Origin of the sequence: Asticcacaulis sp. W401b (assembly GCF_046503825.1) — a bacterium.
In the GTDB taxonomy this organism is placed as follows: domain Bacteria; phylum Pseudomonadota; class Alphaproteobacteria; order Caulobacterales; family Caulobacteraceae; genus Asticcacaulis.
In genome coordinates this window covers 195,458-220,530 of the sequence record NZ_JBKFEE010000001.1, presented here as the reverse complement: position 1 = coordinate 220,530, position 25,073 = coordinate 195,458, and the positions used below count along the sequence as shown (strand labels likewise).

Annotated in this window: 22 protein-coding genes; 6 read left to right on the top strand and 16 right to left on the bottom strand. The window is 61.8% G+C overall.

Translation table 11 applies throughout. From position 1 onward, the window contains the following. Window positions 1–25 precede the first annotated feature (25 nt). Window positions 26–1,450: a magnesium transporter gene (gene mgtE / locus ACK8OE_RS00980; protein WP_410271583.1), complete on the top strand. Its 1,425-nt coding sequence runs from the start codon at window positions 26–28 to the stop codon at window positions 1,448–1,450. Window positions 1,451–1,628: 178 nt separating this feature from the next. Continuing rightward, window positions 1,629–4,148 (top strand): glycoside hydrolase family protein, encoded by a 2,520-nt coding sequence (locus tag ACK8OE_RS00975; protein WP_410271019.1) that lies wholly within the window; start codon window positions 1,629–1,631, stop codon window positions 4,146–4,148. A 150-nt stretch (window positions 4,149–4,298) separates the two neighbouring features. On the opposite strand, the gene ACK8OE_RS00970 is transcribed toward ACK8OE_RS00975, so the two are convergent. The 6 genes from ACK8OE_RS00970 to smc all read right to left on the bottom strand — a co-directional run bounded on the left by ACK8OE_RS00970 (window position 4,299) and on the right by smc (window position 10,740). After that, the gene (locus tag ACK8OE_RS00970; protein WP_290798503.1) at window positions 4,299–4,805 is read right to left on the bottom strand and encodes an ATP F0F1 synthase subunit B; all 507 of its coding nucleotides are present in this window, start codon (window positions 4,803–4,805) and stop codon (window positions 4,299–4,301) included. A 10-nt stretch (window positions 4,806–4,815) separates the two neighbouring features. Continuing rightward, window positions 4,816–5,460 (bottom strand): hypothetical protein, encoded by a 645-nt coding sequence (locus ACK8OE_RS00965; RefSeq protein ID WP_410271018.1) that lies wholly within the window; start codon window positions 5,458–5,460, stop codon window positions 4,816–4,818. A gap of 178 nt (window positions 5,461–5,638) precedes the next feature. Continuing rightward, window positions 5,639–5,863 (bottom strand): F0F1 ATP synthase subunit C, encoded by a 225-nt coding sequence (locus ACK8OE_RS00960; protein ID WP_013478623.1) that lies wholly within the window; start codon window positions 5,861–5,863, stop codon window positions 5,639–5,641. 51 nt (window positions 5,864–5,914) lie between these two features. Continuing rightward, window positions 5,915–6,676, bottom strand: coding sequence for a F0F1 ATP synthase subunit A (locus ACK8OE_RS00955; RefSeq protein ID WP_013478624.1), 762 nt, complete (start codon window positions 6,674–6,676; stop codon window positions 5,915–5,917). Between the two features lie 52 nt (window positions 6,677–6,728). Continuing rightward, window positions 6,729–7,022, bottom strand: coding sequence for an AtpZ/AtpI family protein (locus ACK8OE_RS00950; protein ID WP_410271017.1), 294 nt, complete (start codon window positions 7,020–7,022; stop codon window positions 6,729–6,731). Window positions 7,023–7,275: 253 nt separating this feature from the next. After that, window positions 7,276–10,740 (bottom strand): chromosome segregation protein SMC, encoded by a 3,465-nt coding sequence (gene smc, locus ACK8OE_RS00945; protein WP_410271016.1) that lies wholly within the window; start codon window positions 10,738–10,740, stop codon window positions 7,276–7,278. A 184-nt stretch (window positions 10,741–10,924) separates the two neighbouring features. On the opposite strand from smc, the gene ACK8OE_RS00940 reads away from it, so the two are divergent. Further along, complete coding sequence (locus tag ACK8OE_RS00940; RefSeq protein WP_410271015.1) at window positions 10,925–11,848, top strand: TraB/GumN family protein; 924 nt, start codon at window positions 10,925–10,927, stop codon at window positions 11,846–11,848. Between the two features lie 6 nt (window positions 11,849–11,854). On the opposite strand, the gene ACK8OE_RS00935 is transcribed toward ACK8OE_RS00940, so the two are convergent. The 4 genes from ACK8OE_RS00935 to ACK8OE_RS00920 form a co-directional block, all read right to left on the bottom strand. Beyond that, window positions 11,855–12,550: a thioredoxin domain-containing protein gene (locus tag ACK8OE_RS00935; RefSeq protein ID WP_410271014.1), complete on the bottom strand. Its 696-nt coding sequence runs from the start codon at window positions 12,548–12,550 to the stop codon at window positions 11,855–11,857. Next, window positions 12,547–13,239 (bottom strand): thioredoxin domain-containing protein, encoded by a 693-nt coding sequence (locus tag ACK8OE_RS00930; RefSeq protein WP_410271013.1) that lies wholly within the window; start codon window positions 13,237–13,239, stop codon window positions 12,547–12,549. The genes ACK8OE_RS00935 and ACK8OE_RS00930 overlap by 4 nt, the downstream gene beginning before the upstream one ends. Window positions 13,240–13,241: 2 nt before the next feature. Further along, a complete protein-coding gene (locus ACK8OE_RS00925) occupies window positions 13,242–13,877 on the bottom strand; it encodes a DsbA family protein (protein WP_410271012.1) in 636 nt (211 codons plus the stop codon). A gap of 86 nt (window positions 13,878–13,963) precedes the next feature. Continuing rightward, entirely contained in the window at window positions 13,964–14,524 is a 561-nt protein-coding gene (locus ACK8OE_RS00920) for a DUF721 domain-containing protein (protein ID WP_410271011.1), read from the bottom strand. Between the two features lie 106 nt (window positions 14,525–14,630). Here ACK8OE_RS00920 and ACK8OE_RS00915 point away from each other — a divergent pair, with 106 nt between their 5' ends. After that, window positions 14,631–15,662, top strand: a complete 1,032-nt coding sequence (locus ACK8OE_RS00915; RefSeq protein ID WP_410271010.1) for an A/G-specific adenine glycosylase — start codon at window positions 14,631–14,633, stop codon at window positions 15,660–15,662. A gap of 171 nt (window positions 15,663–15,833) precedes the next feature. On the opposite strand, the gene ACK8OE_RS00910 is transcribed toward ACK8OE_RS00915, so the two are convergent. From ACK8OE_RS00910 to ACK8OE_RS00890, 5 genes are all read right to left on the bottom strand, one after another. Then, a complete protein-coding gene (locus ACK8OE_RS00910; protein ID WP_410271009.1) occupies window positions 15,834–17,252 on the bottom strand; it encodes a hypothetical protein in 1,419 nt (472 codons plus the stop codon). A gap of 307 nt (window positions 17,253–17,559) precedes the next feature. After that, the gene (locus tag ACK8OE_RS00905) at window positions 17,560–18,672 is read right to left on the bottom strand and encodes a site-specific DNA-methyltransferase (RefSeq protein ID WP_290799468.1); all 1,113 of its coding nucleotides are present in this window, start codon (window positions 18,670–18,672) and stop codon (window positions 17,560–17,562) included. A 179-nt stretch (window positions 18,673–18,851) separates the two neighbouring features. Then, on the bottom strand, window positions 18,852–19,475 hold the full coding sequence (locus ACK8OE_RS00900) for a ribonuclease HII (protein ID WP_410271008.1): 624 nt from the start codon (window positions 19,473–19,475) through the stop codon (window positions 18,852–18,854). A gap of 30 nt (window positions 19,476–19,505) precedes the next feature. Then, a complete protein-coding gene (locus tag ACK8OE_RS00895; RefSeq protein WP_290799465.1) occupies window positions 19,506–20,075 on the bottom strand; it encodes a DUF805 domain-containing protein in 570 nt (189 codons plus the stop codon). A 71-nt stretch (window positions 20,076–20,146) separates the two neighbouring features. Continuing rightward, window positions 20,147–20,956, bottom strand: a complete 810-nt coding sequence (locus tag ACK8OE_RS00890; protein WP_410271007.1) for a YgfZ/GcvT domain-containing protein — start codon at window positions 20,954–20,956, stop codon at window positions 20,147–20,149. 39 nt (window positions 20,957–20,995) lie between these two features. Here ACK8OE_RS00890 and ACK8OE_RS00885 point away from each other — a divergent pair, with 39 nt between their 5' ends. Then, the gene (locus ACK8OE_RS00885) at window positions 20,996–21,985 is read left to right on the top strand and encodes a glycosyltransferase family 9 protein (RefSeq protein WP_410271006.1); all 990 of its coding nucleotides are present in this window, start codon (window positions 20,996–20,998) and stop codon (window positions 21,983–21,985) included. Window positions 21,986–22,082: 97 nt separating this feature from the next. Further along, window positions 22,083–23,408 carry a dihydroorotase gene (locus ACK8OE_RS00880; RefSeq protein ID WP_410271005.1) on the top strand — a complete coding sequence of 442 codons (1,326 nt, stop codon included), beginning with the start codon at window positions 22,083–22,085 and terminating at the stop codon, window positions 23,406–23,408. Between the two features lie 175 nt (window positions 23,409–23,583). Here the strand turns inward: ACK8OE_RS00880 and ACK8OE_RS00875 are convergent, their stop codons facing one another. Beyond that, window positions 23,584–24,969 carry a hypothetical protein gene (locus ACK8OE_RS00875; protein WP_410271004.1) on the bottom strand — a complete coding sequence of 462 codons (1,386 nt, stop codon included), beginning with the start codon at window positions 24,967–24,969 and terminating at the stop codon, window positions 23,584–23,586. Between the last annotated feature and the right edge of the window lie 104 nt (window positions 24,970–25,073).

Here is a 25,073-nt window from a genome sequence, read left to right as displayed (position 1 = left end):
GTCGCTGAAGGCGCTGGCCGACGCCGTGGCGCGCGAAACGGCGGAGGCGGATGAGCGTCCCGAACTGATCACTCCGGAACAGATCGAAGACTTCGCGCTTCAAGACGATTACGCCCTTAATCCGGAATATATTCAGCTCGTTATCGACGCTGCCGATCGCAATGACGGTCTGCGTCTGCGTGATCTTCTGGACGCCCTGCACCCGGCCGATGTCGCCGATCTGCTGGGCTTCCTGTCCGAAGATTACCGCGAACAGGTCATTCCCTGGATTCCCGCTGATGCCCTGCCGGAGGTGCTGCCGGAACTGGATGACGGTATCCGTGAGGAGATCGTCGAGAACCTGCGTCCGGTCGATCTGGCCGAAGTGCTTCAGGAACTTGATTCTGACGATGCGGCGGCCGTGTTCGAAGACATGGAGGCCGAGCAGCAGCAGGCGGTTCTGGCGGCCATGGACCCCGAAGACCGTGAGGCCATGGTCACGTCTCTGGCCTTCGAGGAAGAGACCGCCGGTCGCCTGATGCAGCGTGAAGTCGTGGCGGCGCCCGACTTCTGGAATGTCGGCGACGCCATTGATCATATGCGCGCACACGGGGCGGACCTGCCGGAACTCTTCTTTGATGTCTATGTGATTTCGCCGACGCATAAGCCTATCGGCGCGCTGCCTGTGTCGCTGCTGATGCGCACGCCGCGCGAAGTTCGTCTGTCGGCCATTATGGAACCGATCACCGAGATCGAGGTCCATATGGATCAGGAAGAGGTGGCCTATATCTTTGAAAAATATCACCTGATTTCGGCCCCGGTCGTCGATCAGGGCGGGCGGCTGGTCGGTCAGATCACCGTCGATGACATCGTGAACATCATTCAGGAAGAAAACCGCGAAGACATTCTGGCTCTGGCCGGTGTGTCCGATGAGGAGGGGCGTGACTCCACGGTGTTTGAGGTGGTGCGTTCACGCCTGCCGTGGTTGTGTGTCAACCTGTTGACGGCCTTTGTCGCCTCGTCGCTGATCGGCATGTTCCAGAGCGAAATCGAAAAGCTGGTGGCGCTGGCCGTGCTGATGCCCATGGTGGCCTCTATCGGCGGCAATTCCGGCACGCAGGCCCTGACCGTCTCCGTGCGGGCCCTGTCGGCGCGCGAACTGACCACGGCCAACGCCTTGCGCACCGTCTGGCGTGAGGTGCGGGTGGGGTGGTTCAATGGCGCGGTGATCGCCTGCATTCTGGGCTGTGTCGCCGGAACGGTGTGGCAGAACCCCATGCTGGGGGTAACCATCGCTCTGGCGGTGCTGATCAACCTAACCGCGGCGGCGCTGGCCGGGACGCTGGTGCCGCTCACCTTGTCGAGGCTGGACCGTGATCCGGCGGTGGCGTCGCCCATTTTTGTGACCATGGTCACCGACTGCATCGGATTTTTTAGTTTCCTGGGGCTGGCGGCGATAATTCTGTTGTAAAAACGTAAGAGCCTATGGATAGCTACTCAGGCGGAATTAACCTTTTTTCTTAATCCTGTCGGGGGCGCAAGCGTCCGAATCGGTTGAAAAAATGGTTCGGGGGTGTTCGCAGCGGCGCGATGCTTGCTGGGCCCTTTACCTACCTGCGTAAGTGTACCGTTTTGGTTCAGGAAAAGTGATGAGAGCGCGCCATAAAATCTCCCGCGCCGGAGTCGAGCTGATCAAGAGTTTCGAAGGTCTGCGCCAGCAGGCTTCGCAGTTGCCCGACGGGCGCTGGATGATCGGCTATGGCCATACCTTTTCTGCCCGCGAAGGGGCGCGCGTCACCGCTGAAGACGCCGACGCTCTGCTGCGCTTTGACCTTTTGCCGATCGTTGAGGCGGTCAATAATCTCGTCCACACGCCGCTGACGCAGAATCAGTTCGACGCGCTGGTGTCGTTCTGCTTCAACATCGGTATCGAGGCGTTTGGCCAATCGGACGTGCTGCGTCGCGTCAACGAAGGCCGTGTCACCGAAGCCGCACAGGCGATGGACAACTGGACCAGCGCCGAATTCAACGGCCAAACCTATGTGCTGGCCCCGCTGATCCGCCGACGTGCCTCCGAAAAGAGCCTGTTCCTGACCCCCGATATGGAGGGGATGGAGCTTGATCCGCAGCTGATGACGCCGGGCATGGTCATCCGCCCGGCCGAAGCGCCGGCGGCACCGCAACCCGCGCCCGCCGCACCGGCCCCCAAGCCCGTCATCACGCGCGTCGCCGATATTGCCGAAACACCGACGGCTCCAGCCCCGACGTCGCCGTCGATGGATGTTCAGGCCGCCTTGCTAAAGGCCGAGCAGGAGGCGCGGATTCAGGCCGAGTTCCGCCGTCTGGAGCAGGTGCGCCTCGAAGAGACGCAGCGCCGGGAGGCTGAGCGGGCTGCCGCCGAGGAGGCCCGTCAGCGCGAGGCCGAACGAGCCGAAGATGCGCGTCGCGCTGAGGCGGCGCGTCAGGCCGAAGCCCGCCGTCTGGCCGACGAAGCGCGTGCCCGCGAAGACGAGCGCCTACGCGAGGAAGCCCGCCGTCTGGAGGCCATTCGTCTGGCCGAAGAAACCCGCGTTCGTGAGGAAGCGCGCCTGCGCGAAGAGGCGCGGTTACGCGAAGAAGCCCGCCTGCGTGAGGAGTTGCGTCAGCGCGAAGAAGCGCGTCTGCGCGAAGAGGCCAAGCTGCGCGAAGAAATCCGCCTGCGTGAAGAGGCGCGCTTCCGCGAAGACACCCTACGTCAGGAGGCCATGCGTCAGGCTCAGGCTCTGGCGGCGGCCCGCGTCGCCGAAGAGGCGCGTCTGAGCGAACTGCGCCGTTTGGAGGACGCGCGGCTTGAACAGCAACGTCTGGAACGCCAGCGGCTTGAGGAAGAGGCGCGCCTGCGTGAAGAGGCGGCGCGTCTGGAGCGCGAGCGTCTGGAACAGGCTCGCCTGGAGCAGATGCGCCTCGAACAGGCCCGTTTGGAACAGGCGCGTCTGGAACAAGAACGCTTGGAGCGCGAACGCCTCGAGCGCGAGCGTCTGGAGCGTGAACGCGCCGAACGTGAGGCGCAGGCCAAACTTGAGCAAGCTCGTCTTGAACAAGACAGACTCGAACAAGAGCGCCTGGAACAGGAACGCCTTGAGCGGGAACGTCTGGAACGCGAACGCCTGGAGCGTGAGCAGGCGGAAGCTGCCGCCCGCGCCGAACGTGAACGCGCGGCGGAGGCGCAAAAAAACGCGGATCAAACCCCCAAGCCCGCCGTCGATCCCGATGCCGAGGCTGTGCGCAAGGCGGAAGCGGCAGCGGCGCTGATGCGCCTTTATTCGCCGTATGCGACTATGGCCGGGCCATTGGCCAAGCCTAAAGCGGCACCTGCTACACCTGCGCCAGCACCCGTTCAGGCACCGGTTCAGGCCCCGCCGCACAATCCGCCGCCTGCGGTCGCCGCACCGACGTCTGCCCCGGCCGCGTTTGACATATCTTCGCGCCGTGACCCGGAACCTGCACCTGTTACAGCTCAGGAAGCGGACGATGAGGCAGAGGATGCGCCGCTGGTGATGCGACTGCATAGCAAGGTTGAACCGGGGGTGCGTCCCAACCCGTCGCTGATCGCGCCGCCCACGGTTGTGGCGTCTCCGGTCAGTGTCCAAACCGATGCGGCCGCCGCTTCGGCTCCTGCTCCGGCTCCGGTAGCCCCGCAGCCTCAGCTCGTGCCTGAGCCACCCAGAGAAACACCCAAAGACACACCGATGCATTGGCGCGAGCAGTTGCAACACCCGGCAACGGGCGTGGCCACGGCTGCGGCCGCCGTGCAAAGCGACGCCCTGAGCTTCAATAGCCACGCAGCGCCGCAGACCTATGTCCATGCCGAAGAGGTGGTGGAAGACGACGAATGGCTGGCCGAAGATGGCCGCATCGCGGTTTCGACCGAAGAGGCAGAGGCCAATGAGCGTAGCCTGTGGCAGATGATCGCCTCGACCCTACAATGGATCTTCATTTCGGTGATCGGTCTGGCCGCACTCGGCGGCGCGGCGGGGGCCTATCAGAAGGCCATTAATCTCGAAATGACCGAACCCGGCAATGCCGACGTCTTCACCACCATGTCGATTACGCTGGCGGTCGTGGGTATTGTCTGCGTCTGCGTCTCGGTGTGGTTGATCTTCCGCCGCTTGGGTGGGTTGAAAGACTGAAGTCTTAACTACGGTTAGACACGGATGCGGCCTGAAGGCCGCCACACGGACACTCGCAAAGGTTTTACTATCTGTGCGTCAGCCATAAGCTAAAACAGAAAAGGCCCTGCCGAACCGGCAGGGCCTATATTCTTGCGCGATAGCCGTGTCTTACGACAGGCGGGTCGCCACCTGCGTGATGGCCTGATCGACCAGCGGATCGCTCTTCAGGCCGTCAACACGGCTGATGAGGATGTTTTCCGCAATCTGCGTCGCCAGATCGGCGGCCGCGGCCTTGACCTCAGACGCGGCCTTGGCCTCGGCCTGAGCGATCTTGGCTTCGGCCTGCGCCTGACGGCGCTTGATCGACTCGTCGAGCTTCGTCTTGGCCTCGGCGGTGAGGCGCTGGGCCTCTTCCTCGGCAAAGGCAATCAGTTCCTTGGCCTTTTGCTCGGCCTCAAGGCGCTCGGCCTTGATCTGGTTGAGCAGGGCCTGCGCTTCCTGACGGATACGCACAGCCTCATCCAGTTCGGCGCGGACGGCATTGCCGGTGTCGGCCAGAGAGGCCCACAGCTTTTGCGGCACCTTCATGACGATCAGCAGCAGGAAGAAGCAGCCCAGACCGATACGGACCCAGGTTTCCGGATTGGCCCAGAAGGACGGTTCAGCGTGTTCCATCGGGTGCTCCTCAGCTCTTCTTCAGGGCGGCAGTCAAGGCGGTCTTGGTCGGGGCCTTGCCCGTCAGCTTTTCGACCAGTGCCGACGCGGTGTCGGTGGCGATCTCGGTGACGTGGGCCAGGGCTTCGTCGCGCTTGGCGCGGATCGAGGCCTCGGCTTCGGCCAGAATGCCGTTCAGACGGGCGTCTTCCTTGGCCTGAGCCGCAGCCATTTCAGCCGTCGCTTTCGCCTTGGCATCGGCAGCCAGCTTGCGGGCAGCGGCATGGGCCGCCGCGGTTTCAGCGGCCGCGTCCTTGGCTTGAGCTTCGGCCTCGTCGCGGATGGCGCGGGCATTGGCCAGATCTTCGGCGATCGTCGCGCCGCGCGTGTCGATGACGTTGCGCAGGCGAGGGGCGAACACCTTGGCGATCAGGATGAACAGGACGGTGAAGATAACGACCAGCCACACCATCTGACCCGCCCAGTGTTCCGTCTGGAACTGCGGCAGGCCGCCGGAAGCGTGGTCTTCGCCGTGGCCGGTAGAGGTGGTGTGGGCGTCGCCGTGAGCCGCTTCGGCAGAAGCGGTGGCTTCGGCGATGGGCTCAAGCGTGGCCACCGTGGTCACGGGTGCCTCGGCACTCGTCTCGCTGGCCGCGGGGCTTGCGGTTACGCTCATGATTTGATCCTTTTGATCCGGGCCACAGGCACGGACTATGGGTCTGTTTTGACGGGCGCGCAGCGTTTGAAGATGCGCGTAAAGACGAACGGATCAGACTGTGACGCCAGCCTGATCCGTCGAAAGTCCGGTCTTCGTCGGGCGAACGCCTGCGGCGATCCTGCCCGCGAAAGCAGGATTAGCCGTTCAGGATCATGATGGCGATAACGAACGCCAGAATGCCGAGGGCTTCGGTCAGGGCCATACCGATGAAGAGGTTGGTCTGTTGCGACTTGGCCGCCGACGGGTTGCGCAGCGCGCCCTGGAAGAAGTTGCCGAACAGCAGACCGAGACCGATACCGGCACCGATCATACCCAGCATGGCCAGACCCGCGCCGAGGAACTTGTAAGCAGAAGCGTCCATAGACTTTAACTCCGTAGGAAGAAGAGGATAAACGTAAGGTAAGGTGATGACTTAGTGGTGATGCAGGTTCACCACGTCATTGAGGTACACGCAGGCCAGCACCGCGAAGACGAAGGCTTGCAGATAGGCCACCAGGAATTCCAGCGCCGTCAGGGCCACGACCGCCGTCAGCGATACGAAACCGCCGAGATAGCCGAGCGCACCCGCCGAGGCCAGAGCCACGATGAAGCCCGCGAACACCTTCATCACGATGTGACCGCCGACCATGTTGCCGAACAGACGCAGCGTCAGGGTGATGGGGCGCATCAGGAAGGAGATGATTTCGATAGGGATAAGGATCGGCAGGATCAGCAGCGGCACGCCCGAAGGCATGAACAGCTTGAAGAAGCCGAAACCGTTCTTGATGAAACCGACGACGATGACCGTACCGATGGTAAGGATGGCCAGCATGGCGGTGACCGCCAGTTGCGACGTCGCGGTGAAATAGGTGGTCATCCCCACAAGGTTACAGCTCAGGATAAACAGAAAGAGCGTGAACACGAACGGGAAGAAAGCGCGGCCTTCGTGGCCGATGATGGACTCCGACAGGTCGTCGATCAGGCCAAATAGGCCTTCGGCCATAACCTGAAAACGGCCCGGAATGATCGAGGCGCGCGCCGTGGTCAGGGCGAAGAACAGCACCACGCAGCCCACACCGATCAGCATGGCCAGCACGGAATTGGTGATCGACAGGTCAACGGGGACACCAGCGACGTCGATGGTCGGCAGTTCGACGACCTTCTGGATCTGAAACTGGTGCAACGGATCGGCCATAAGCCCTACCTCATCAATTCAAATAGCGATGGGCCAAAGGGCCCTGAAAATCTCAACGACGTCCGCTGCGGGCGACGGCATAGACCCCGGCAACCAGACCGACAATCGCGCCGACAATAATGCCGAAAGGGCGCGTATGCAGGTATTCGTCACTCAGCCAGCCAGCCCCCAGTCCGATGAAAATGCCACCGAGAAGTTCGCCCAGAGCCTGATAGCCCTTTCCGGCGCCCGCTTCGCTTTCGGCGTGGTCGGTCTCTTTGCGGCGCTTCTTCTGCTCAATGGCATTAAGCCGCCGTTCGAGGTCGTCCAGCTTCGACGAAGTCTCATGATCGGGGTCATTATTCATATTCGGACCTTTCGGAAGGACATTCGCACACAGACAAATATCCCCCTTCGGACGGCGCGGAACCTAATCGGACAGACCGCAAAGGTCAAGCAAGCCGATGACATAAAGTTGATCTAATTGCCCCGTGCAAACACTACAGGGCATCACTATTTGCGAAAATTCGTTTCCCGTGCGGGGCCTTATCGCGGCAAACCCTTGTAACAATGGTTTGCAAGCCCCCTTCCGGCGGGGCTTAAGACTTTGGTCGGTTGCCTCAGGCGACCAGCGCCTCGGCGGCCTTCAGATCGACGCTGACCAGTTGTGAGACGCCGCGTTCGGCCATGGTCACGCCAAACAGGCGGTCCATGCGCGCCATAGTCACCGGATTGTGGGTGATGGCGATAAAGCGCGTCTGGGTACGGGTGCGCATTTCATCGAGCAGCCGGCAATAGCGATCCACATTGGCGTCATCGAGCGGCGCATCGACTTCGTCCAGCACGCAAACCGGGGCCGGGTTGGCCAGAAACACGCCAAAAATCAACGCGGTCGCGGTCAAGGCCTGCTCGCCGCCTGACATCAGGCTCATGGTCGAAAGGCGCTTGCCGGGCGGGCAGGCATAGATTTCCAGCCCGGCCTCCAGCGGATCGTCTGATTCGACCAGCCGCAGTTCCGCCGAGCCGCCCCCAAACAGGGCAACAAACAGAGTCTTGAAGTGTTCATTGATCACGTCAAACGCCGCCAGCAGACGTTCACGGCCTTCGGCGTTCAGTTCGTCGATCCCGTCGCGCAGCTTACCAATGGCTGTGGTCAGGTCGAGCCGTTCGCGGCTGATGCCTTCCAGCCGTTCCTGATACTCGGTCGCCTCTTCTTCGGCGCGCAGATTGACCGCGCCCAGAAGATCACGCTCCTTTTCCAGCCCCGACAGCAAGGCTTCGGCACCGGCGGCATCCGAGGGCGTGGCGATGGCCTCTTCTTTCAGGCGCTGGCCCAGCGCTTCTGGAGTGTCCTGCGTCTGATCGAGGATTTGCGCTTCGATCTCGGCCTTGCGGGCGGTCGCGGCCTCCAGTCGGGCCAGCGCCCCGGCGCGGTGTTCGCGCGCCTGCGCCGCCGCCTGTTCGCGCGCCTTTTCTTCGGCATCGGCCTCGCGTTTGGCGGTTTCGGCCAAGGCCAGCGCATCGCGCGCCTCGGACAGGCGCTTTTCGGCGGAGGCGAGCGAATCGAGCAGGCTGAGACGACGGGTTTCAAACGTCGCGGGCGCGGCCTCGGCTATGGCCAGCGCCGCTAGAGTCATTTCCTGTTCGCGCGTCAGCTTTTCGACGCGGCTGCCCGATTCGCCGTGGCGTCGCGTCCAGTCGCTGAGGTCGCGGCTCAGATTGCGTTCGCGCGATTCGCGTTGCTGCCGGTTGCGCGCGTCGTCGTCCAGCGCCGACCGTGCCGCCAGCACGGCCTGACGCCGGCTATTGGCGAGGTTGCGCGCCTCAACCAGAGCGTCGTTCAGGGCGTCCAGCGTTTCCGGCGTAGATTGCGCGTCGGCCAGCGCCTCATAGGCGGTCTTGGCCTCGCCCAGATCGCTGCGCAGACGTTTGATACTGCCGTCCAGCGCCTCCATGCGCGTTTCGTACTGCGTCTGGCGACGGCCCAGCTCATCGGCCTGAGCTGTTTTGGTGCGCAGATCGCGTTCCAGTTCGGGCAGGCGGGTGCGCGCCTGACGAAGACGATCTTCAAAGCGGCGTTGCGCGTCGGCGGCGCTTTTCAGCGCGGTTTGCGCGGCCTCAAGCTCCGGCTTGAGCGCGTCGATTTCGGCCTCCAGTTCGTCGAAGCGGGTGCGTTGGGCCAGACGCACAGCGGCGGGCTTTGGGGCCTTGGCGCGCACGATCAGCCCATCCCAGCGCCACAGATCGCCCTCTTTCGACACCAGCCGCGCGCCCACGGGCAGGTGTGCCTGAAGGCGGTCGCCCTCGGCCTGATCGACCACGCCAATGGTTGACAGGCGCAAGGACAGGGCGGGCGGGGCATTGACGTATCGCGTCAGCGGTGTGACCCCCAGCGCCGACAGATCGCTCATCACGGCCTGCGAATCGAAATCCTCAGCCCAGAAGGCCAGCGCGTCGAGCGCCCCGCGCTTCGACAGGCCGAGATTGAGATCGTCGCCCAGGGCCGCCGCCAGCGCCAGTTCATAGCCTTTTTCGGCGCGCACGGCGTCCAGTACCGGGCTTTTACCCTTGGCGGTATTGGCGTTCAGAATCTGCGCCAGACCCCGTGATTCGGACGTCAGTCGCCCCAGCCGGTCTTCGAGGTCGCGCGCACTTTTGCGCGCCTGAGCCTCTGCATTGACTACCGTTACCCGCTCGCTTTCCAGCGCTTCGGCCTCGGCACGCGCGGCGTCCAGCGTTTGTTGCGCGGTGTCCGCTGCCTGTCGCGCCGTCTCCAGCGCCGCGTGATCAAACACACCCAGCGCCTGCTTTTCGCGCTCGGCCTGATTGGTCTGGGCCAGCAGGCGCTCAAAGCGGGTCTGCGCCTCTTTCAGGCGCGTGGCCTCCAGCCTTTGCCGCTCGGTGAGGGCGGCCAGTTCGGCCGCCAGTTCCTCAATGCGCTGATCGGCCTCGACGCGCTCGCCCTCGGCCATCAGCACGGCGGCCTTCAGTTCCGGTTCGCGCGATGGGGCGTCTTTGATCTCTTCGCGCACGCGCGCCAGCATGTCGGTCAGGCGTTCAATCTGCGCATGACCGTCGCGCGCCAGCTCCAGCTCACGCGCATGGTCGGCCTGCTGACGGCGCAGGTCGTTTTTCAGCCGCTCTATCTCGGCTTGCGCCTGCTGGGCTTCGAGGTCGAGGCGTTCTTTCTCGATGCTCAGACGGTGGTTGACCGTCGCCGCAATGGCTTCTTCTTCGCGCAGCGGCGGAATGGCCTCGGCGGCCTTCAGGGCCTGAACCTGAGCGGCGGCGGCTTCGCGCGTCGTCCCTTCGACGGCCTGCGACAGGGTGTGCATTTCGCCCGTCGTGGACTGAAACACAGCCAGCGCCTCCAGCCATCGGGCGTGCAGAATGGCCTTTTGCAGGGCGCGGATTTCGGCGGAAATCTTCTTGTACTTGTCGGCCTGCCGCGCTTCGCGTTTCAGGCGTGACAGCGCGCTGTCCAGTTCGCGCGAAATATCGTCCAGCCGCGCCAGATTGGCCTCGGCGGCGCGCAGGCGCAGTTCGGCCTCATGACGGCGGGTGTGCAGGCCCGATACGCCCCCGGCTTCTTCGAGGACGCGGCGGCGGTTTTGCGGTTTGGCGGCGATCAGCTCGGAAATCTGCCCCTGACGCACCAGGGCCGGGGAGTTGGCCCCGGTCGAAGCATCGGCAAACAGAAGCTGCACGTCGCGCGCACGCACCTCCTTGCCATTGACCTTGTAGGTCGAACCCTGACCACGATCAATGCGACGGGCGATATCGAGCACGGGCTGATCGGTGAAGGGCTGAGGGGCGAGGCGGGCCGAATTGTCGATGGTGAGTGTGACTTCGGCCCAGTTGCGCGCCGGGCGTTTGTCCGATCCGGCAAAGATCACGTCCTCCATGCCGGCGCCGCGCATGGCCTTGGCCGAGGTCGCCCCCATCACCCAGCGCAGCGCCTCCAGCAGGTTCGACTTGCCGCAGCCATTGGGGCCAACAATGCCCGTCAGTCCGGGTTCGATGCGAAATTCAGACGCATCGACGAAGGACTTGAAGCCGGAAAGTTTCAGCCGTTGGAATTGCAAGCAGGGACCGGAGGAATAGCGAATCAGACGAGATGTAAAGGTTAATGGGCTTTAACGCTTTTGCCTAAAGGCTTCTTATTAGAGCGAGGGTGGGGAGACCCGAAAGGGGCGCAATCCCTCTGTCCCTTGCCCTATTTTCGCCCTTCCGCCAACCTACCACCGATAGATGCAAGGGATGGAGGGGATGATGAAGACGAAAATCCTGTTGACGCTGGCTTTTGTGGTTCTCGGTCCGATCACGGCGTGGGCACAGGACGATGCTATCTGGAGCACGACCGATGTCACGGTGGTCAAACGCCTGCCCGGACCCGCCCTGTGGAAGGTGGTGCGCGACGATAAGGTGGTGTGGATCATCGGCTCCGCCCAAATTGAGGGTAAGGCGGGCTGGGACAGCACGCGCATCGAGAACATACTGACCGGGGCCGAAACCCTGTACACGCCGCCGACGGCGAGCGGGGGCGTGTCGCTTATTTTTCGTCTGATGAAGGACAAGGATTTACCGGGGCGCACGACGTTAAAAGACCTGCTGCCCGAAGCTGAATATGCGCGGTTTCAGGCTACGGCCCGGCGTTATGGCATCAAAACGAACGATATAGAGAAGGACAAGCCGCTGTGGGCCGGGATGCGTCTGTCCATGAAGATCAACCAGAAATACGGCTATTCATCTTCGGCGGTGGTGGATCGCCTGAGCAAGGTGGCCAAAAAGAAGAAGGTGAAGGTGCGCGCGGTGGCCAGCTATGAAGCCAAGCCATTGCTGAACCAGATTGCAGCCATTGATGCCGAGGAGAGCCGTCGCTGTCTGACGATGACGCTCGACTCCCTCGATTACGATATTCCCAATGTGCCGATGGTCACAAAGGCCTGGGCCTCTGGCGATGTGGCGCGGCTCAAACCGATCTGGCGCAATGGCCCGAAGGGCGACTGTCTTCAGGGACTGGGCGCGGACCTGTCGGCGCGGGTCAGTGGCGACACGATCGCGGTGATCGAAAAGGCGATGAGCGGTTCGAAGCGGAGCGTGCTGATCCTGCCTATGGGTATGTTGATCAATGACGACCGGCTCGTGTCCGGCTTGCGGGCCCGCGGCTATCAGGTGCGCGAGCCCCTTTGAGCCCGCTTACTTCACGGCCTTGATGGCGGCTTCGATGGCGGCATAGTCGCTTTCGACGCGCTTACCATTGACGAAGAATGTAGGGGTCGATTCGACGCCGTCCCTTGTCATATTGGTTTCCATGCGAGCGGAGATCGCCTTGAACAGGTCCTCGTTTTTCAGGCAGTTGTCGGCTTCGCTCTGGTTCAGGCCCGCCTTGGCCGCCAGCGAGCGGAAGACCGGTTCGGCTTCACCCGTTTCGTAGATTTTCGACTGAGCGGCGAAGAAGCCGTCGATGACGGTGAAATAGGCCTTTGTGCCGCCCTTCTGACCCAGCCAGTTGGGCTTATCCGCCGCGCAATGGCCCAGCATATAGACGCCAAAGGCCATCTGAGCCGGATTGGTGGCGACTTCGCGATAGACGTACTTTACCTTGCCCGTCTTGATGTAGTCGCGCTCGAACTTGGGCCAGTTGGTGGTGTACCAGTGGGCGCAGTGGGTGCAGGTAACCGAGCCATATTCGACCACGGTCACACGGGCATTGGCCGCGCCCTTGGTCATCTCTTTCAGAGGGGCGACCTTGGCTTTTCCCGTGCTCTGGGCGTCGGCGGCCACGCTGAACAGGGCGGTGGTGAGCACCGCCAGCAGGAAGACCGCCACGGCCTGCTGCCAGAAGGGCGCGCGGCGGGCACGATCATAAAGGCGACGAACGGTGGCGGTCATGGCTGGGTCCTTTGGTCCGGTAACGGATTGGATATCGCTTCATCTATGGCGGCGGCTACGGCGTCGAAGTCAGTCGAGTCGCCGGTAAACAGCACACCATTTATGAAGAGATAGGGCATGTTAATATCTGCGGGCATTTCAGATAGGTGGGTTTCCGCTGCGGTCATACGTTTGAGAGACGTAGGGTCATTAATGCAGGTTTCGAAATTGTGATCGGAAAGACCAGACTGGCGTGCAATGCGACGAACAATGACGATGGGGTTTTCTGCGGCAAGGATTTCACTCCGTGAATTCATCAACCGCGCGAGGGTTTTGAAATACCTGTCTTTGCCCGTGCAGCGCGCCATCATCATTCCGGCAGCCGATATATCACTGGGAGGGGTAAGATATTCTCTGAAAATATACTCTACTTGGCCCTGCCGGATGTACGCTTTGTCCAGCTCCGGGAAAACCTCTCTGTAAAACTGAGCGAAGTGAGCGCTGGTTATCGAACCATAGACGATCAAAGTTACGGGTGTGTTCAAACGCCCAAGGCTCATATCTTCCGGACTGATCGCGGGTATTTGCGGCTTAGCCAGAAGAGGAGTGGGGAAAAACAGTATCGTTCCAACGCACAATCTAGCGAAGCCTTTGCGCCGTATTCTGGCGAAAAGGCTATTCGCGGGATTGGGGCCAGATGGCACGGGCATGTTTACTTCTTGGCGGCAGGGGCTTTGTCAAGCGCGGCCGTGAAGGCTTCGACGCTGGTGTAGTCGCCCTCAAACTTCTGACCATTGATGATCAAGGTCGGGGTGCCGGTGATATTGTCGGCCTTGGCGTACTTTTCCATATTGGCCTGGATGCGTTCCAGACCCTTAGGGTCGTTGACGCACTTGGCAAAGGCCTCGTCGGACAGGCCGGCCGAATTGGCCACGCGCTTGAGGATGCCCTTGGCGTCGCCCGTGGTGAACAGTTCCTGCTGCGAACGCATGATGGCGTCGATCACCTCGAAATACTTGTCCTGGCCGGCGCAGCGCGCCACCAGAACGCCCGCTGCCGAGACGTCCGCCGGAGGGGTGAGGAATTCGCGGTAGATGTACTTCACCTTGCCGGTGTCGATATATTTGGCCTTCACCGTCGGGAAGACTTTTTCGTTGAAGGTGGCGCAGTGGGTGCAGGTCACCGAGGCGTATTCGACAAGTGTGATGGGGGCGTCGGCCTTGCCCAGAACCATGTCGTCGGCCCCGGCGTTCGTCTGGCTGCCGCCACAGGCGGCGAGGGCGAGTGTACCGAAAGCAGCGGCAGCCAAAAGCGCGCCGCGAACGAGGGTGTGACGGGTCAGGTGCATGGATCGGGCCCTTATGTGAGAATCTGGATCAGGCGTCTGTTGGCCTTATCCCGACTTCCTACGGCGAGAGCGTGGCCTTTGGCAAGTTACTTCCGTCGGGCACGGTCCTTGAGCAGCACCGAACGGCCCAGTCGCAGCAGTTCGCGCCTTAGCTTTTCATCCACTACGGGCTTCACGCTTTCCTGCAAGGCCAGTTCTTCGGCGGCGCTCAGGGGTTTGGGGGCGGGCGGCGGCACCGGACGCGCGAGCTTCTGCACCGGCCCCTGAATGAGGCGCAGGCGTTCGACCGTCCCCGCCCCCAGGAACAGATTGACGCGATCGAGAATGACGCGGCTCTGATGCTGAATGACCGAAGCAAACGACCCTTCGACGCGCAGATCGAGCGTGCCGCCCGCCCTAGCGCCGGGTCGGGCACGGATGACCTTCACCGGTTCGGTAATGCGCGCCACCGTATCGCCGACAATCTCCGGCCAGCGGCTTTTGAGACGGCCCGCCCCGGTGTCATAGGCTTCAAATCGTTCATTGAGTGCCTTCATCATCGGCGCTATCTGTCGGTTGACGGGCGGCGTCGGCTGCGGCGCACGGCGCGTCCGCGTGGTCCGCAGGATGCGCACGGCTTCTTCATAGGACGGCAGGTCACGTTTCATGGTGTTGAGTATAAAGCGCATCCCAAAAAGTGTGCAGCGGTTTTTGGAATCAGATGCGCGACAGGGAGAGTATACTGAGGCCGATGTCTCGCCTGGGCGTCAGAGAGTGCTGGACTGGTACGACCGCAATGCGCGCGTTTTGCCTTGGCGCGAAGGGCCGGGGGCCGCGCTTAAGGCCGATCCGTACCGGGTGTGGATGTCGGAGGTGATGCTTCAGCAAACCACAGTCCCGCACGCCACGCCCTATTTTGAAAAATTCACCACCCTGTGGCCAAGCGTGGTCGATCTGGCCGCCGCGCCCGATGAGCGGGTGATGGCCGAATGGGCGGGGCTGGGCTACTATTCGCGGGCGCGCAACCTGCTAAAATGCGCACGGGCCGTGGTCAGCGAACATGGCGGCGTTTTTCCGGCGGATGAGGCGGCCTTGCTGAAACTGCCGGGTTTCGGCCCCTATACGGCGGCAGCGGTGATGGCCTTTGCGTTTGGAAAGGCCGCCAATGTGGTCGATGGCAATATCGAGCGGGTGATGAGCCGCCTCAATGCCGTCAAAACACCTGTGCCGCAGGCGCGGCCTCTGTTGCGCGAACTGGCGGCGCTTTGGGTGCGCGAAGACCGCGCGCGCGACTGGCCACAGGCGCTTATGGACCTGTCGGCCAGTGTCTGTCGCCCCAAATCGCCGTCCTGCCTGATCTGCCCGTTGCGTGAGGATTGCGCCGCCTTTGCCGAAGGCCAGCCGGAGGTCTATCCCCTAAAGGCCGCCAAGGCCCCGAAACCCGTGCGGCACGGCGTGGCCTTTCTGATCACGTCAGAAGACGGGTTTGTGGTCGAGCGTCGCCCGGACAAGGGCTTGCTGGGCGGGATGCTGGGCCTGCCGCATCTGGAGTGGCGTTCAGAGGTGTGGAGTGAGGGGGAAATCGTCTTCCCATCCGTCCACCACGGAAATGAGGCGTGGGAAAATCTCGGCAGCTACGCGCACGTTTTTACGCACTTTGCCTTGAATCAACAGGTTTGGCGGATCGAACTGACCCCGGACGAAATGGCGGCCTTTCTGCGCCAACATAATGTCTCCCAGCGCTTGAGTTGGGCTGAGGCGAAATCGCTGCCCACTGTTTTTGCCAAGGCGTTGAAGCTCAGATAAAAAATGCCCCGCCGGTGAGGGCGGGGCAAGGGGAGGGTTCACGAGGTACGCTTACTAGAGCGCATTCCGAAAAGTGTGCAACGGTTTTCGGAATCAAATGCGCGACAAAACAAAATGTTAGAGCGGAATTTCGATTCAGGCTGAACGAAATCCGCTCTAAAACCGGAGCGGTTATCCCGCGGTGTTGCTGCCATTGCCGGCGATCGTGCACTTTTCAGGCACGCCGGGATTGGTGGCGGCGACATGGCAGGGCACGGCGGGATTGAGGGCCGTGCGGGCCTTGTTGAGGACGGCAATATAGCCGCGCTTGTTGGTACAGGCGATTTCCAGCACCACCTGCCCGTTGTTTTCAAAGGCGTAGCGCGCGTCGCCGATCACGCAGTCGGCCTTGATAGACTTATGATTGGCGCTGAGGGTTTGCAGGTGCGCCTTGAGCTGATCACGGCTCATATAGGCGCAGTCGGTCTTTTGTACGGCAGCCCCGAAGCAGTCGAAGGTTTCGAGCTTACCTTCCGTACCCGCATCGAGGATCAGGGCGATCAGCCCGGTCTTGGCTTCCGGGCATTTGAATTCGGCAAGGTCGCGGTTGGTGGCTGGGTCGCGGCCGATACGGCGGAAGTCTTCGATGGTGCAGGCAATACCGGCTGCGCTCAGCGCCTGCGCATAGGCGTCCTTATATTTGGCCTTGGCCTCGTCCTGTTTGGCCTTACCGGCAGCGGCCAGAGCGGCGGCGTCGGTAAACTTGCAACCGCCGATATTGGCCGCCTTGTCACAGCCGACCTTGCCCTTGAACTGGGTGTCGAGATCGGTGACCAGCACGAAGCCGGGCTTACCTTCACAGCCCACTTCGTAATATTCGGCGTCCTTGGTGGCGCCGATAAACCGCGCATTGTTCAACGTGCAGTCCGGGGCATTCTTGCGCACCAGCGAGCCGACGGTTTGCGGCAACAGCTCCGGCGTCGTCAGTTCGCATTTCAGCGCCGTGTCGGCGGTTTTCAGGCAGTTGAGGAAACCCACCGTCTGGTCGCTGGCCTTCCAGGTCGGCACCGTGAAAATGCCCCCTGCCGTGTTTTTACAGCCAATTTCATAGGTTTCGCTGTTTTTCGCAGCGTCGGCACGGATAAAGCGCGCGCCTGCGATCTGACAGGTCGGAATCTTCGACTTGGCGGTGTCGGTCAGCCAGTAATGGGCCACGCGATTGCCGCGTAGCTTGCACACCGGACTGCCGGGGGATGTCTTGGCTATGGCGGCGGCTTCAAGGCAGCCCATCGGATCGCCAAACGGCGCCTTTTTGGCCATGTAAAGAAGGTAACCGCGCTGGTCCCTACAGGCGACTTCAAAGTTTTCGATGGCGACTCTCTTGCCATCGACCGTGGCTTCGGCGGCAGCGGGGACCGTGGCTTCGGTCACTTCGCAGGGCAGGCCAAAGGTCTGCACCAGCTTGCTGACGGTCTTGACGTTTTCGGCAGCGGCTTCGGCGGCCAGCATTTCCTTGCGGCTTTGCTGCGCATTGGCCGATGAGGCGATCAGCCCCAGACCGGCGCAGACAGTCAAGGCCACCGCCCATCGGCGAAGAGTGTGCGTAATCATCCTGACGTTCCCGTGGTTACGGCTTTGCGCCGTTTATTTGTCAGATGATTAAACGCGCAGATTATTTCAAAATCAAGCGGAAACGATCAATATTGCGACTTTAGAGCGAAATGATTTTAGGTGGAAGCGTCATTTCGCTCTAAGTTTCTGTTTTGTCGCGATGTTTTTGCGGAAAACCGCTTACACTTTTCCGCACATCGCTCTAGTCGCAAAATAGACAAAACCCGGCCTTTCGACCGGGTTCTGCTGGTGATTGTAAAGGACGATCCCGCCTGCCGCGCTACGTTCTGGTTCTAGGGGCTTGCCCCTAGTGACCCTGCCGGATGCGGGCGCGCAGATCGTCGATGGGTTTGAACCCGGCATCGGTCTTGAAGCGCCAGTATGTCCAGCCATTGCAGGACGGAGCCTGTTCCAGCATGGCCCCGACCTTGTGGATCGAGCCGGTCAGTTCGCCGTGCACCAGCGAGCCGTCGGCGCGGACCCGGGCGGTGCGCTGACCCTTGGGGCAGTAGAGGGTGTCGCCGGGTTGCAGCAGGCCGGCCTCGACCAGCGCGCCGAAGGGGACGCGCGGTTCGGCCTTTTTGGAGCCCATGGTGGCGAGGTCGGACTCATTGGCGCGCTGCACGCGGGCAATGCGCTCACGCGCGTGCTTGGCATAGGTTTCGTCGCGCTCGATGCCGATGAAGTGGCGCCCCAGACGCTTGGCGGCCGCGCCGGTGGTGCCGGTGCCAAAGAAGGGATCAAGCACCACATGGCCGGGCTTGGAGCAGGCCAGCAGGACGCGGTAGAGCAGGCTTTCGGGCTTCTGAGTCGGATGGACCTTGTTGCCGTCCGCGTCCTTCAGGCGTTCTTCACCGGTGCACAGCGGGATGGCCCAGTCGGAGCGCATCTGCGTGTCTTCGTTGAAGGCCTTGAGGGCGTCATAGTTAAACGTGTAGCGCTTCTGGCCCTTGGCCTTGGTGGCCCAGATCAGGGTTTCGTGGGCATTGGTGAAGCGCGTACCCTTGAAATTGGGCATGGGATTGGCCTTGCGCCAGATGACGTCGTTCATTACCCAGAAGCCCAGATCCTGAAGCGCCACGCCCAGACGGAAGACGTTGTGATAGGAGCCGATGACCCAGATGGCTCCGTCGTCTTTCAGCACGCGCTGGCATTCGCGCATCCATTCGCGGGTGAACCGGTCATAGGCTTCGAAGCTGGCGAACTGATCCCACTCGTCGTCCACCGCATCGACCTTGGAATTGTCCGGGCGGTGCAGATCCCCGCCCAGTTGCAGATTATAGGGCGGGTCGGCGAAGACCAGATCAACGGACTTGTCCGGCAGGGATTTCAGTATGTCCACGCACTCACCGACATGGATGGTGTCCAGTTCCAGCGCGGTGCGCTGCATGATGGCTTTTTGCGGCATGTGGCGTGTCATGGCTTAACCCCGGATCGTGGCGGCCCGCTTCTCTGGGCCGGTAAGAAAAGACAGGTTAGAATCCTGTGGGGTTAATAAAAAGTTACAACTTGACTCGCGGCGAATCGGGCGAGTCTAATTTGACTCAATTTTCTGGGGGTGAGTCTTTTAGGACTCAGTTTTGGATTCGTTTTGTTCTCTCAGGCGTCCACAACGGCCGTTTCAGACGCGGCAGACAGGACCGAGCGTACCGTGGCCCAACTCAGGCGATGGATAGGCGAGGGGCCATGCAGGCGGATGGCGGTGATATGGGCTTCGGCCTGATAGCCCTTGTGCGATTTGAAGCCATAGGCGGGATAGAGGGCATCCATCTCGATCATGATGCGGTCGCGCGCCGTCTTGGCGAGGATCGAAGCGGCCGCGATGGACAGGGATTTGTCGTCGCCCTTGACCACCGCCGTGGCGGGTATGGCCAGCGGCGGGCAGCGATTGCCGTCGATCAGGGCATGGATGGGCTGCGGGCTGAGGGCTTCGACGGCCTGCGTCATGCCCATCATCGTCGCCTTAAGAATGTTGTGGCAGTCGATATCGGCGGCGGAAATCTCGATCACCGACCACGCCAGAGCGGCCGCCTTGATGTCGGGCTCCAGCGCGAAGCGCTGCTTTTCGCTGAGCTTTTTGGAATCGGCAATGCCCGCCGGGACGCGCGCCGGATCAAGGATGACGGCGGCCACGCACAGGGGCCCGGCGCAGGGGCCGCGTCCGGCCTCATCGACCCCACAGACCAGACCGTCAAACTGAGACTCAAACGTGAAATCGGGCATGGATGGCTCCATACCCGATTCCGCTGAGGCTTAGAAGGTGGCGGCCACGCTTTCGGTAACGCCCCGCCCCTTGGGGTCCGGGCCAAAGCGGTTGGCGTTGGGCGTACCATCCTGCACATGGAACCACAGGGTCACCAGACTGGCCAGCCAGGTGGGCAGAAGCACATAGAGCGCGATGGGGGCCATAGCGCTGTAAACGGCCATATTGGCCTGCGCGTCGCCCGATTCGAGGCTTGAAGGATCAAGGTTCTGAAAGTTTTGCCCCATCTGGGCCACGGCATCCGCGGCAAACACAAGGGTGAGGATCAGCGACACGATCATGACCGCCGGATAAAACAGAATCCACAGGCCGGTGCGGTTTGTATCGTGGAAGCGGCGCACACCCACGGCGATGGAGGGGATAAGAACGCCTAGTCCGAAAATCAGGGCCAGACCGGCGGCAAGACCCGCGACCAGCCCGCCCGACATCTGCACGATGTTCAGGAAGAGGCTGACCACAACCTGAAACAGATAAAACAACCAGTATTCCGAACGACGGGCGCGGCCCTGAAAATCGAAATAGCGCTTCAGCGGTTGAAACATCAGATCGAAACTGAACATGGGTGTCCCTTTGGCCGTGAGTGGTGTCTGACGATAACCGCAGCCGCACGGGCTGGCAAATGAAACCCGTGTCAGGTTTCAGCCGCTTTGAGATACGGGGCCAGCCAGTCGGGGACGGAGAGGCTGACCGTTTCGCTTTCGCAGGCCAGATCACCGTCCAGCCGGTCGAGCCGCATCAGGGCCAGCGACTTGCCATTGGCGGAGGCCAGAATCTCCCCGGCGCGACGCTCGCCCAACAGGACTTCGCTGCCGAAAGCGAAGGCACCGGTATGGCTCAGGGGGATCAGGCGGTTCTTGATCGTGCCGCGCCGCTTCATCCGTGACGTCGTTTCCTGACCGACAAAGCAGCCTTTTTTGAAGTCGATGGCCTTGATCAGGTCCATATTGATGTCGATGGGGTAGAGGTAGTCTTTGGGGAAGTCGAGCCCCGGTTCGGCCACGCCCTGTGTTAGACGAAACTCCGTGTAGGTCGTGAGGTCTCCCGTCGCCTCAAACGTCCCGTAGGCGCGATAAAGCCCCGGTGCGCGGGGGTCGGGCAATCCCTCGGACACAGAGGCATAGACCTGCGCCTCGGGTTTGGACAGGGTGACCTTCGCCCGCAGCTTGAACATATTCAGCCGGGTGAACAGTTCGTCGCGCACCCCCGCATCGACATCTATCCATACGGTATCCGAATCCCGTGGACAGATGAACACATCGGCGCTCAGCTTGCCTTGCGGGGTCAGGAACGCGCCATAATATAAGGGCTTGTTCTCTCCGGCGGCGACGGCGTCGAAGATGGTTTCCACGTCAATGGTCGTCTGGCCATTGAGGAACTTTCCCCAGTCGGGGCCGCTCAGGGCGATCAGGGCACGATGCGAAAGAGCAATAAGGTCGGTCATGTTTGCTGTGAGCCATAGATTCGGGATAGGGTATGTAGCATGAGCCGTCCGTTTCCGATCCTGATCGTCGCGCTTGAGGAACCGAAAAGGGCTCTGGCTCTAGGTGGGGTTCTGGCGCGCCTGCTGCAAGAAGTGCCGAACGCGGCCGTGACCCTGATCACGCGCAGCGACAGCGCCGCCCTGTTTGCCGATTTCAGCCATATCGAGGCGATCATCCCTTTTGATTGGGCAGTTGTCTCCATGGCGGGGCTGAAACTGTGGTGGCAACTGCGGCAGCGCCAATGGGGGCTGCTGCTCGATACGGGGCCGACCCTGTGGTCGCGTTTTCTCAATGCAAAGACCCGTGCCGTCGCGCCGGATCAGCACACAGACGAACACCCGGTGATCACCGCGTCGCGTCTCCTTAAGCTGGAAAAGCCCGAACTGCCGTGGCTGCATGTGGCCGAAGCGCGGGCCGTGGGGGCGGAATTTTTTCTCGATGACACACCCGGTGAGGAGGGGCCTTTGCTGGCCATCGCCCCCGGTGCGCGCTGGCAGGGCGCGCAATGGCCGGCGGAGCGCTTTTCGGTGCTGGCGACGCGCCTGATGAACGAAGACGGCCCTCTGAAAGGGGCGCGTCTGCTGATACTGGGGCACGAAAGCGACCGCGAAGCCGCAACGGCCCTGCGCATGGCCGCACCCAAGGCCCGTGTGATTGAACTGACGGGTAAGCTCGACCCGCTGACCGCCTATGCCTGCCTGCGTCAGGCCGATGTGTTTATTGGCAATGATGATATCTGGCTGCATCTGGCGGCGGCCGCCAATGTTCTGAGTTTCGGGCTCTACGGCCCCTCAGATGATCGGGTTGAGGCGCCGCTGGGCCAGAATGTGCATATTCTGCGCACGCCGCGGCATTTCGAAGAAATTCGCGCCCAAGACCCGAATCTCGATCAGGCGCTGTGTCATATGCTCGACCTCAGCGTCAACCGGGTGTATGAGGCCGTTCAGACCACATTGACGGTATCTCATCAGGCTCCCCGTCTCCCCTGAGGGAGAGGGCTGGGGTAAGGTGGAGCCGTTGTTTCCCCCTCATCCGGCCTTTCAGGCCACCTTCGCCCGCTAGGGAGAAGCGAAACGGAGACGCCCCATGCCGACCTATGACCTGATCATCCGCAACGCTGACATCATCAACCACGCCGGTCGCGGGCAGGGCGATATCGGGATCACCGCCGGCAAGTTCGTGGCCTTTGGCGACCTGTCTCAGGCCTCGGCAAGCGAAGTGTTCGATGCGACAGGCCTTCTGGCCATGCCGGGCGTCATCGACACGCAGGTGCACTTCCGGGAGCCGGGGCTGGAGTGGAAGGAGGACCTCGAAACCGGTTCGCAGGCTGCGGTCATGGGCGGGGTCGTGGCCGTGTTCGAAATGCCGAACACCAACCCGAACACCACCGATCCGGTGACCTTTGAGGACAAGCTGAAGCGCGCGCATCACCGTATGCACTGCGACCACGCCTTCTATGTTGGCGGCACGCACGAAAACGCCGCCCATCTGGGCGAGCTTGAGCGCATGAAGGGCTGCTGCGGCGTGAAGGTGTTCATGGGGGCTTCGACTGGCACCCTTTTGATTGCCGATGACGAGGGCGTGGCCAAGGTGCTGGCCAGCGTCAACCGCCGCGCCACCTTCCATTCCGAGGACGAATACCGTCTGGCCGAACGTCGCGCCCTGGCCCGCGAAGGCGACTGGACCAGCCATGACTTCGTGCGGGATGCCCAGTCGGCTATCCAGTCCACCCACCGTCTGGTGCGTCTGGCGCGCGAGGCGGGCAAGCGTATTCACGTCCTGCACGTCACCACCGCCGAAGAGATCGAGTTCCTCTCGCACAATAAGGACATAGCCACGGTCGAGATCACACCGCAGCACCTGACGCTGGTGGCACCCGAAGCCTATCAGCGCCTGAAAGGTTATGCCCAGATGAACCCGCCGATTCGCGATCAGTACCACGTCGATGGCCTGTGGCGTGGCATCAGCGACGGCGTTGCCGACGTGCTGGGCTCTGACCACGCGCCGCACACCATCGAAGAGAAGCAAAAGCCCTATCCGGCCTCGCCGTCAGGGATGCCCGGCGTGCAGACCCTGTTGCCGGTCATGTTGACCCACGTCGCCAATGGCAAGCTGTCGCTGGAGCGGCTGGTGGACCTGACTTCCGCCGGGGCGCAGCGCGTCTTCGGCGTGGCCGGCAAGGGGCGGATGGCCGAAGGCTATGATGCCGACGTGACGCTAGTCGATCTGAACCACAAGCGGGTCATCACCCACGATCAGATGCGGTCGCGCTGTGGCTGGACGCCGTTTGACGGCTTCGAAGCCCACGGCTGGCCTAAGGCCACCATCATCCGCGGTAAGGTGGTCATGCGCGATGACGAGATCATCCGGCCGTCGCAAGGCGAGGCCTGCCGCTTCATGGAGATATTGTAAATCGCCATCCTTGGCCGACTAGTACGCAGTCTGCGCTTGCAGGTACTTTTGTACCTGCGGCGCTTGCCGGCTATTATTCGACTCAAGGCTGACAATTTACGTATGGACGTCTATTGAATGCAAAAAGCCCCGCCGGGTGATCGGCGGGGCTTTTCGTTGGGCGTTAAAACACCGATCAGTCGTTGGAACCACCCGCCGGAGGCACGTAGGTGCCGTTGCCGGGGATTTCACACTGGATCGGGTATTTGCGGCTCTTGGCGATGTTACAGGAGACGACTTCCTCGAACCCCGTGCGGGCCTTCACGACGGCACCCACATAGCCACGCTTATTGGTGCAGGCGATTTCGACCAGAGCGGCGTCATCGTCACCACGGCCCAGATAGGTAACCTGCTGAACGTCGCAATCCTTCTTCGCCGCCTTGATCAGGACGTCCAGATGCTTGTCCAGCGTGGCGCGCGGCACGAAACCACATTCTTTACGGCGTGAGATCATGGTGAAGCAGTCCATGGCTTCGAACTTGGCCGTCGAGCCGGTGTTCGGGATAAAGGCCGCCAGACCAAACTTCTGCTCAGGGCATTTGAATTCGATCAGGTCGCGCTTGGTGGCGGTTTCCGTGCCGATCAGGTTGTATTCGGCAACCGTGCAGGTGATACCTGCCGCCTTCAGCTTTTCACCGTAGGCGGTGCGCGCCTCGGCCGTCAGGCTGGCGGCGTCCGTGTATTGGCAGGGGCCAAGCGTACCGGCACGGTCACAGCCGACACTGGCGATGTACTTCATCGTCGTCGTCGTCTGCAAAACGAAGCCAGGCTTGCCGGCGCAGCCGATTTCATAGAAGTCCTGACCTTCGCTGGTGACGCGACCGATCCAGCGGGCCTTTTCCACCGTGCACGACGGCTGCGCTTGTTTGACGGGCGCTTGCAGGGACTGCATGGCCTGCGCCTCAGTGGTGTACTGACAGGCCGAGTTGCCCTTGGTCATCAGGCAGTTCGAAAAGCTCAGCTTGGCGCTGGTGGCCGTAAAGGGCACGTCCATCACGAAGCCAGGGCGGCCGTCACAGGCCACTTCATAGCGGTCAAAGCCATGATCCGTGACCGCACCCATCCAGCGGGCATTGCTGACGGTACAGGCCTCGTCATACTGCTGCGCCAGAGGCGTCATCCACGCATAGTGCTTTTCATTGCCCGGCAACACGCACTTGGCCTGCTTGTTGTTGGCAGCGTTTTGCGAAAAGGCCTGGGTACAGTTGAACTTATCGACCTTGTTCGTCGTGGTGTCCTTGCTGAGCAGGTAGCCCCCTCCGGCCTTACAGGACACTTCGGTGACCTGAAGCTTGACCGGCTTGCCATCGGCCCCCTTGCTGCTGGACTCGCCGACATAGTAGGCATCGGCCGGTTCGCAGGGCACGCCCGCCGCCTGAATCAGGGCCGGGGCATCCGCCACGCCCTTGGCGCGTTGCTTATCGTTAAGCTTGACCGCTTCGGCAGCCGAGGCCGCGCTGCACCCCAGCGCGAGGGCGGCTACGGCCATAGCCGCGCCTCTGAGGAAGGTGGAAAGAGACATCGGTTGCGTTTTCCTTGAATGCGAACCTGTGAATGAGACGACGGCCGGATTTTAGCGGCTCTTTATAACAGGATTGTCTCTACAGGATGTGGCGGCTTGAAGGC